General features: G+C 66.8%; 9 protein-coding genes. 3 read left to right on the top strand and 6 right to left on the bottom strand.

All coding sequences use genetic code 11. From position 1 onward, the window contains the following. The 4 genes from AC2VOP_RS13885 to AC2VOP_RS13870 all read right to left on the bottom strand — a co-directional run. Positions 1-673, bottom strand: a 673-nt coding sequence (locus AC2VOP_RS13885) for a molecular chaperone TorD family protein (protein WP_486961510.1), incomplete at its 3' end; no start/stop codon positions are given. After that, complete coding sequence (locus AC2VOP_RS13880; protein WP_486961509.1) at positions 652-3,576, bottom strand: molybdopterin dinucleotide binding domain-containing protein; 2,925 nt, start codon at positions 3,574-3,576, stop codon at positions 652-654. The genes AC2VOP_RS13885 and AC2VOP_RS13880, both read right to left, overlap by 22 nt. A 49-nt stretch (positions 3,577-3,625) precedes the next feature. Continuing rightward, complete coding sequence (locus AC2VOP_RS13875; protein WP_486961508.1) at positions 3,626-5,041, bottom strand: 4Fe-4S dicluster domain-containing protein; 1,416 nt, start codon at positions 5,039-5,041, stop codon at positions 3,626-3,628. 322 nt (positions 5,042-5,363) lie between these two features. Then, on the bottom strand, positions 5,364-6,134 hold the full coding sequence (locus AC2VOP_RS13870) for a maleylpyruvate isomerase N-terminal domain-containing protein (RefSeq protein ID WP_486961507.1): 771 nt from the start codon (positions 6,132-6,134) through the stop codon (positions 5,364-5,366). 66 nt (positions 6,135-6,200) lie between these two features. On the opposite strand from AC2VOP_RS13870, the gene AC2VOP_RS13865 reads away from it, so the two are divergent. The 3 genes from AC2VOP_RS13865 to AC2VOP_RS13855 all read left to right on the top strand — a co-directional run bounded on the left by AC2VOP_RS13865 (position 6,201) and on the right by AC2VOP_RS13855 (position 7,721). Beyond that, positions 6,201-6,980, top strand: a complete 780-nt coding sequence (locus tag AC2VOP_RS13865) for an ArsR/SmtB family transcription factor (RefSeq protein WP_486961506.1) — start codon at positions 6,201-6,203, stop codon at positions 6,978-6,980. Between the two features lie 89 nt (positions 6,981-7,069). Next, positions 7,070-7,303 (top strand): AbrB/MazE/SpoVT family DNA-binding domain-containing protein, encoded by a 234-nt coding sequence (locus AC2VOP_RS13860; protein WP_486961505.1) that lies wholly within the window; start codon positions 7,070-7,072, stop codon positions 7,301-7,303. Beyond that, entirely contained in the window at positions 7,287-7,721 is a 435-nt protein-coding gene (locus AC2VOP_RS13855) for a PIN domain-containing protein (RefSeq protein WP_486961504.1), read from the top strand. Before AC2VOP_RS13860 ends, AC2VOP_RS13855 begins: the two co-directional genes overlap by 17 nt. A gap of 123 nt (positions 7,722-7,844) precedes the next feature. Here AC2VOP_RS13855 and AC2VOP_RS13850 read toward each other — a convergent pair whose 3' ends face one another. Both AC2VOP_RS13850 and AC2VOP_RS13845 read right to left on the bottom strand, forming a co-directional pair. Continuing rightward, the gene (locus tag AC2VOP_RS13850) at positions 7,845-8,138 is read right to left on the bottom strand and encodes a type II toxin-antitoxin system RelE family toxin (RefSeq protein ID WP_486961503.1); all 294 of its coding nucleotides are present in this window, start codon (positions 8,136-8,138) and stop codon (positions 7,845-7,847) included. Further along, positions 8,135-8,322, bottom strand: a 188-nt coding sequence (locus AC2VOP_RS13845; protein ID WP_486961502.1) for a hypothetical protein, incomplete at its 5' end; no start/stop codon positions are given. The genes AC2VOP_RS13850 and AC2VOP_RS13845, both read right to left, overlap by 4 nt.

The following is an 8,322-nucleotide window of genomic DNA, read 5'->3' as shown; positions in this document are numbered from 1 at the left end:
CCTGGACGGCGGCCGCCCCGGCCGCCAACGACTGGTGGGTCAGCACGAACCCGCACCTGACCGGGCTGACCACCGCGTCGAGCAGCTCGTCGGCGTCGCAGTCGGGATCGAGCGGCCCGGGTGCGTTGCGCAGCGCCAGCGGCAGCCGGGCGGCCGGTGCCGTTCGGCGGTGCTCCTCGGCCAGCACCGCCGCGGTGAGCTCCGCCCAGTCCGTCGCCGCGGTGACGCCCAGCGCCGCGACGGCCCGCAGATAGCCGGGCGCCCAGCACCAGATGTGCTCACCGAACAGGCTCTCGGCGACGCGCAGCGCCGGGCCGGAGCTGCCGTCGTGCGCCATGTCCGCGTAGCACATCAGCAGCACCCCGAGATGATCGGCGTCGGCCGGCGGATCGCAGCCGGCCGCGCGCCAGAAGCCCTCGACCCGGTCCAGCCCGTGGCCGCCCAGCTTGCCCTCGGCGCCGAGGTGGATGGCCGCGTGCGGCGGCGCCGACAGCACGAACGCCGCGGTGTGGTCGGCGGCGCTGAACGCCGGAAGGCCCAGCGCGGCGGTGAGCCGGTCGGTCGCCGGCGGCGGGCTGTAGGCCACCGCGCCGAGCGCGCGGATCAGTTCGGCTCGCGGCGGGGCCGCCGAGGCCGCGGGAGTCGCGCGGGTCACGGTGCCGGGATGTGGCATGCGTCCTCCGTGGGTTTGAGCACCCGCAGCAGCCAACTGGGGCGCCGTGTCCCGTCGGGTGAGACGGTTCTCGCGTCGCGTGTCATCGCCAGCCATTGCCGGTACACCTCTCGCGCTTTGGCGGTGTCGACGCTGATGTCGCCGGCCCGGTCGCCGGCGCCGGCCGGGCGCACCCGCACCGCCTGGTGCCAGCAGTGCATGCCGGAGATCGGATCCGGCTGCACCGCAAACGTCAGGTTCTGGTGCACCCCGGTCTCGCCCCACCAGATGCGTTGCGTGTCGGGGTCGTCGCTGCGGTACGGCGAGACCGGCCGCAGCCGTCGCATCGACCACCCGGACTCGTCGCGGTCCAGGGTGACGGTGGCCATCATCGCGCCCGCGCCGCCGCCCTGCTCGGCGGTGCGCCAGCGGCCCATGTGGTGGCTGCAGGCCACCACGCCGGGGCGGATGGCCTCGGTGACCCAGGCTTTGGCGACGAAATACCCGATCGCGGTCTCCACCCGCACCAGATCCCCGGTGCGCGCGACGCCGAACCGCTGCGCGTCGGCGGGATGGATCCACACCGGGTTGGTGTGCGCCAGCTCGTCGAGCCATTTGGAGTTCGCCGTTCGGGTGTGCACCTGGGTGGGCAGCCGAAACGTCGACAACAGCACGACCTGATCGGCGGCGAGGTAGTCGGGGTGGACGTGGCTTTTGATGTAGCCGGGCAGCGCGTGCTCGGGCCAACCCCATGCCGCAAGCGTCGACGAATAGAACTCGAGCAGACCCGACGGGGTCGGCAATCCCCGCAGAATCTTGCCGTCCACGCGCACCCCGACCGCCCGCCGTCCCTGCGTGTCGGGTTCGGGCGAGGCGATCGGAACCACATTGACGGCGTCGTCTTCAGGTGCGGCGGTGTATACCCGGCCGGTGGCGTTGACATGCGGATCCACCAACTCCTGGGCGGGAACCTCGTGCTCGTGCACCGCGCCGACACCCCGTGCGATCTCGAATGCCCCGTAACGGCGCATGAACTCCAGGGCAGTCAAGTCTTCCTGCGCCGCACGCTCGGGCAGGCCTGGCACGGAGTTCTCGAACATCCAACCGTAATACTCGTCGACGGTGAGCTTTTCGCCGGGCCGGGCTCGCGACTCGTGGTATTGCCGGATGCCCAAGCTGCCGTCCGGGTCGATCCGCCAGGACAACTCGACCCAAAACTCGTTCTCCTCCCACACCTCGCCCGGGTTAACTTGGCGGGTGTCGGTGATCGACTCGCCCAACCGCTGCCGCGCGGTGCGCAGCACGGGCTGCCGAAACCCGATCCACTGCCCGTCGTACTGCTCGTAGGAGTGGCTGTCGTGCCGCTCGGAGGCATGTCCCATCGGCAGCACCCAGTCGGCCAGATACGCCGACTCGCTCCACGTCGGGGTCAATGCGACGTAGCAGCCGACGGCCTGCTCATCGGTGAGCACCTCCATCCACGACAAGCCGTCCGGGTTGTTCCACACCGGGTTGTACACCCGGTTGAAGTAGACGTCGAGGCGACCACGGCCGTCTTTGATCAGATGCGGAAGCAGGAACGACATTTCGTTCTGGGCCAACGGATATTCTAGTGGCCAGCTCAGGCCCTGCCACACCGCCGGATCCGGTGGCGTGTGAATTGGCTTGGGGACAAACTTATTCCAGGCATTGGGAAACGTGCCGCCCTCGGTACCCACCGCGCCGAGCAGCGCCGACAACAAGAACAACGTCCGCGACACCTGCCATCCGCCGAGATTGGAGGCCGCGGCCGACCGCCAGCAGTGCGCCGCGAACCGGGTGCCGGCCTGGGCCACCGTCTCGGCGATCGCCCGCAGCGTCTCCGCGGCGATTCCCGATTCCGCGGCGACGAAGTCGAAGGTGTACGCGTCGTATAGGCGCCGAAGCTCGGCTTCGAAGGAGGCGAAGGCCGGGGGCAGTTCGGGCGCGCAGGCTTGCAGGTACTCCTCCCAGTTCCACCAACGGCGAACGAATTCCCGGTCATAGCAGTCGGTGGTGATGAGGTGTCGGGCAATGGCCAAGTTGATCGCGGCCTCGCTGCCGGGTTTCGGCGAAAGCCAATAATCGGCGTGGGTGGCGGTGTTGGACAACCGGGTGTCGAGCACGATCACCTTGGCGCCGTTCGCCCGGGCCTCGGTGATCCGCTGCGCGTGCGGGTTGAAGTAGTGCCCGGTCTCCAGATGCGAACTGATCAGGTAGATCACCTTGGCGTTGACGTGGTCGGGGCTGGGCCGATCGATGCCCATCCAGAACTGATAGCCGGCGCGGCCTCCGCTTGAGCAGACGTTGGTATGCGAATTGTGGCCGTCCACCCCCCAGCTGGCCAGCACCCGTTCCGTGTAGCCGTCCTCACCGGGGCGTCCGATGTGCACCATGATCTCGTTCTGCCGGTTCTCGGTGATCGCGGCGCGCAGGCGTTGCGCCAGCGCATCGAGTGCCTCGTCCCAGCTGACGCGCTGCCACTGTCCGCCGCCGCGAGGGCCAACGCGTTTGAGCGGGTAGAGGATCCGGTCGGGATCGGTGACCTGGTTGATAGTCGCCGGACCCTTGGCGCAGTTTCGCCCCCGCGACCCGGGATGTTCGGGGTTGCCTTCGAACTTGCGGACGTGCAGCGAGTCCCGGTCGACGTAGGCCAAAAGCCCGCAAGCCGATTCACAGTTGAAACACGTCGTCGGCACCAGCATGTAGCTGTGCTCGACGCGCCGCGGCCAGGACCGGGAATCCAGCTCCGTCCAGTTGTCCCAGCGTTCTTTGGGTGGAAACGACGCCAGATGGGCCGCGCTGGGGCCTTGATAGAAGGTCTCGCCGCGCTGTTCGACGGCGTGCCGGGCCGCCGACACCCGCCTGGCGAGCTGGTCGATCTCCGGTGCTGCACGCTTTCGCATCGCTGTGCGTTTCCTTTCTCGAACCGGCCTAGATCAGGCATAGGTCGTCCTAGGCCAGCGGAACCGCCTGCCCGGCCTGGATGTAGGCGTGCTCGTGGGCAAGCAGTCCGATCAGCGCGCACGGTACCGCGGGCCAACCGATCCACGGCGCGGCAACCGCCACCGCGACACCGCCGATGCCGACCCAGAAGAACGGCGCGAACCGGCCCCGGACCATCTCGTGGATCGCCAGGTCTGCGTGGGCGGTGACGTGCGGCATCGCCACCTCGGCCCACACCACCAGAATGTGCGCGGCGGCGACCGCCATAATGATCTCGGTGGCGACCAAGGCACGGTGCGGGGCATAACCGGTGGCCAGCAGAAACGGCAGCAGGCCGGCCGCGCCGGCTAATACCGACTGCAGCGTCAGATGCACGGGAAGCAAAGCGCTTTGCCATAAGTCGCGTGCTTTGGCCTGGGCGAACAGAAAAGCGGTGTAGTACGCGGTGACCAGCGCCAAGGGCACTGCGACGATTCCGCTGGCCCGTTGCAGCCATCCCATACTGAAGATGACGGCCAGCAGATACACGCCGAGGATCGCGCCGTAGCCGCCGAGCATGAATGCCCCGCGCACCAGCCAGCTGCGCCACTGGTGTCGGGTGAAGATCAGGTAGAAGCGAAAGGGGTGCTTCAGATCCCAGGTCAACAGGATGCCGGTGATCGCCAGAAACGCCAGCGAACCAAGGGGTGCGATCCACCGTGTCAACGGATCGTTCCAGTTGTTTTCGCCGATCAGCGTCAGGGCGACCGCTACCATCAGCAGGCCGGCGGCAAGGCTCTTGGTCCATGTGTAGAGACTCACCCGCCACCCCCACGGTGCGCGATGCGGGACGTCGTAGGACACCAGAGCTGCCGCCGAGGAGACCACACCCGCTGGGTGACCGGCCGCCACCAGTTGCGGATCGGCGGGCCCCTGTGTCGCCCACGCATAGAGGCCGCCGTCCGGCCGCCGCGCCGCCAGCGGGTCCAGGGTGGCCTGGTGGGCGCCGAGGTAAAACACCCCCGGCCCGGTTTCCTTCTCCGGTCGTCGCACCAGAGCAGGCCGACGATTGATGAGTTCGGCGACCTTAGACGAAGGATCCTGCAGGTCTCCGACAAGAATCGCCTCGGTGGGGCAGACCGTCACGCAGGCCGGTTCCAGCCCGACGTCGAGGCGGTGGGCGCACATGTTGCACTTCTCCGCGGAGTGGTCTTCCGGGTTGATGAAGATGGCGTCATAGGGGCATGCGGCCATGCACGCTTTGCAGCCGATGCAGATGCTCTTGTCGAAGTCGACGATCCCGTCGGGCCGCTTGTACATCGCCCGGGTGGGACAGGCGGTCACGCACGGTGCGTCGGTGCACTGATTGCATCGCGTCACCTGAAACGCGCGGCGCGCATCCGGGAACTTGCCGACATCCACGGACTTGACGTAGGTCCGGTTCACACCCAGCGGAACCTCGTTCTCGCTCTTACATGCGGTGCTACACGCGTGGCAGCCGATGCAGCGAGTCTGGTCGAGAACCTTCACCCATCGCCCGACCTTGGGTGAGTCGACAGCCGCTTGGCTGATGTCAGGACGGGATTGGCTTCGTTGGCCCATCACCGCCAACATACCTATACAGGTAACGGTACGCAAAGTCACAGGTGAACGGATGGAAGACGTTGGCGCGATATGGAAGTGATGATGGTTGATAACGTGAACAGCACCACCGCGGTGCTCAACCGGTTACGGCGTGCGCAGGGGCAGCTAGCGAACGCTGGTCGCTTCAGTAGCCGCTGAGCAGTCGGCGAACACGCCCGAGAGCGTCGGGTCCGACTCGACTGTGAATCCGCGACGGGTCAGCTGGCCGCCGTCCCCACAACAGCAGGACACGTGCGGCCTCATCGGTTTCCAATGTCGCCGGGCCGTCCGGATTCACCAATTCCATTGACGAAGAATAGTTTTCAGCCGTCACCAAGACGTCCCGGGCTCCGCTGACACGCAGCCGGGCCTCGAATCGCTCGCCGGGTGCAAGGTCGAGCCGCTGAGCTCCTTTAGCCAGCAGCGGCCGGCCCACCGCGACCACACTGTGGGTCGTCATCCACGGTTGGGCCAGTCGCGCCTGTGCCGCCGCGTCATCGCCGGTGATGTCCCAGCCGTGTAGGACCAGCTCCTCTCGCACGTGTTCGGCGAACCACGGCACCTTCATCGTGCGGCCGGCCCAGGCAACATCGGTATTGGCGGGGACGTCGTCGGCCGCTGCTGCCACCTCGTTGAAGAAGGCCATCCTGGCGTGCAGCGCCTCCCACAGATCGGTGTCGTTCAAGGCACGCAGCGGGGCCTCGCGCTCATGAAGGCCGCGCGTGTCAACACTTTCGCCTTCGAGATGTTTGCCCAGCACCCGAGCGAGTTCTTCGGCTCCTCCGGTGATATGGATGACAAGGTCGCGCACTGTCCAGGCTTCACACCACGTGCCAGCGTCGGGCCGATGCTGCGCAACCGCATCCCGGAAGGGTTGCCACTCCGGAAACCGGTCAGTATCGATCTTTGCGCCCATGAGGCCCATCATGATGCCGACTTACTTCGGCTGGCACCGAAATATCCGCGACCTATCGTGGATGACATGTTCACCCATCCCGCTGTCGCGTTCGCCGGGCATGGTGACGCTGATATCGCCAGCGTTGCCGCGCTGGTCGGCGAGCGTGCTCGCGCACGTGTGTTGATGGCCTTGCTCGACGGGCGCGCGCTGCCGGCCGGCGTGCTGGCCGCCGAGGCCGGAGTAGCCGCCTCTACCGCCAGCGAGCATCTCGCCCGACTCGTGGACGCCGGGTTGCTCCGCGTCGAGCGTCAGGGTCGGGCTCGCTACTTCCGCCTGGCCGGTCCTGGGGTGGCCGAAGCTCTGGAAGCACTCGCCCGAATCTCTCCGCCCGAGCCGATCCGCTCGTTGCGCCAGGGCACGCGTGCGCACGCCCTGCGCCGGGCACGCACATGCTACAACCACCTCGCCGGGCGGTTGGGCGTGGCCGTCATGACGGCGCTGCTCGAGCAGGGCCTGCTCACCGGCGGCGACGGGCGCTACCACCTCGACGAAGCCGACACCGACCAGCTGTCGGCGCGCGGCGCCGACCTGACCTACCGACTGACATCGACTGGACGAGAAACGCTGGCCGCGTTCGGGATAGACCTGGCTGCCCTGAGCCGCAAGCAGCCGATGATCCGCTACTGCGTGGACTGGTCTGAACAGCGCCACCACCTCGCCGGCCCCCTGGGGGCCGCGCTTACCCAGCGCATGTTCGACCTGGACTGGATCCGCCGCATCAACCAGCGTCGCGCGGTGGTGCTCACCGACCTCGGCCACCGAGGGCTCGCCGACGCCTTTGGTGTGCCAGCAAACTGGGACTGATCAAAACGGGGGGCGACATCGCCTCGGTGCTGCGACGTTCACTGGAATCTGCCTGGATATCGATACCAGAATAATGGTAGGATGCTGGCATGCGCACTACCATCGATCGTGCTGGACGTTTGGTGATCCCAAAGTCGCTTCGCGAGCAGTCGGGCATTACCGCGGGCGAGGTGGAGATTTCCCTGGACGGCGCCGCTGTCCGCATCGAAAGCGTGGCAGCCGACAACCTCATCGAACAGGACGGGCTTCTGCTGCTACCCAGCGGCGGCCGAGAGGTTGACGCCGACGCGGTCAGGGAGTTCCGGCTTGCCGACCAGCGCTGAACACGTGCTGGTCGACACCAGTGCGGCACTTGCACTGGTGCAGCGTGAGAACCCATTCCATCTGGCCGCCAGAGCCCGGCTCCTCGCATGCCGCCGTGGGATGTCGGGGCATGCCGCGGTAGAACTGCTGTCGGTACTCACCCGACTGCCGCCGCCACAGCGCCTTAATCCAGCTGCGGCACTTCGCCTGGAGGAGAAGAATTTTCCCGAGTCTCGCTTCCTGTCCGCAACGGATACAAAGGAACTACTGCGAGAGTTAGCCGTAGCGGGCTTGGCCGGCGGCGCTCTGTACGACGGCCTGGTGGGTGCAGCTGCCCGCAAGCACAAGCTGGCGCTCGTCACCTGTGACCGGCGGGCCGAAGCGACATATCGCCTACTCGCCGTCAACTATGAGCTTCTATCGCCGATTTCGCAATGACCGAAATCATGGGAAACGGTGGAGACTGCCGGTAGCAGGAGTGGTCGGTGTAACCAACCGCATTGCCGGCATGCGACCACCGTCTCGTGGCGACCTCGATCGCAAGCGCCAGATCGACGCAGGTCACCGTCGTCGGCGGCGGTAAATCTGCGAGCGGTGATCAATAGCGAGAACGTGGACAACGTGGCCGTTCTCGTCGATCTGGTAGACGATGCGATAGGTGCCCGCGGCGAGCGCCGTAACATCCGGCGAGAGGGCCGAGCAGCGGTTTGCCGACTCGCTGGGGATTGACCGCCAGTCCGGGGCATCGCAAAACTCCAACACTGCGGCGGCGACAGCTTCCGGAAGGCGCTGAGCAATGGCCCGGCGTGCGGCAGGCTGGAAACGGATCTCGTAGCGCTGCGCCGGTTCGGTCACCCGCCGGTGACCCGGCGCCGCGCCAGGTCTTGGCGCATGGTAGCCAGGCTTGCGCCGGACTCGCCGCGTCTCAGGGTTGCCAAGCTTTCTGCGACACGTGCGACAGCATCGGTATCACCGAGGATTTCCAACGTCATCTCCATGCCCTCGAGGTCATCCACCGACAGCAAGACAGCCTCCGCTT

This window comes from Mycobacterium sp. TH-M106 (genome assembly GCF_057473765.1).
Note: the sequence above shows the minus strand (reverse complement) of the source record. Positions and strands in the feature narration are given on the sequence as shown.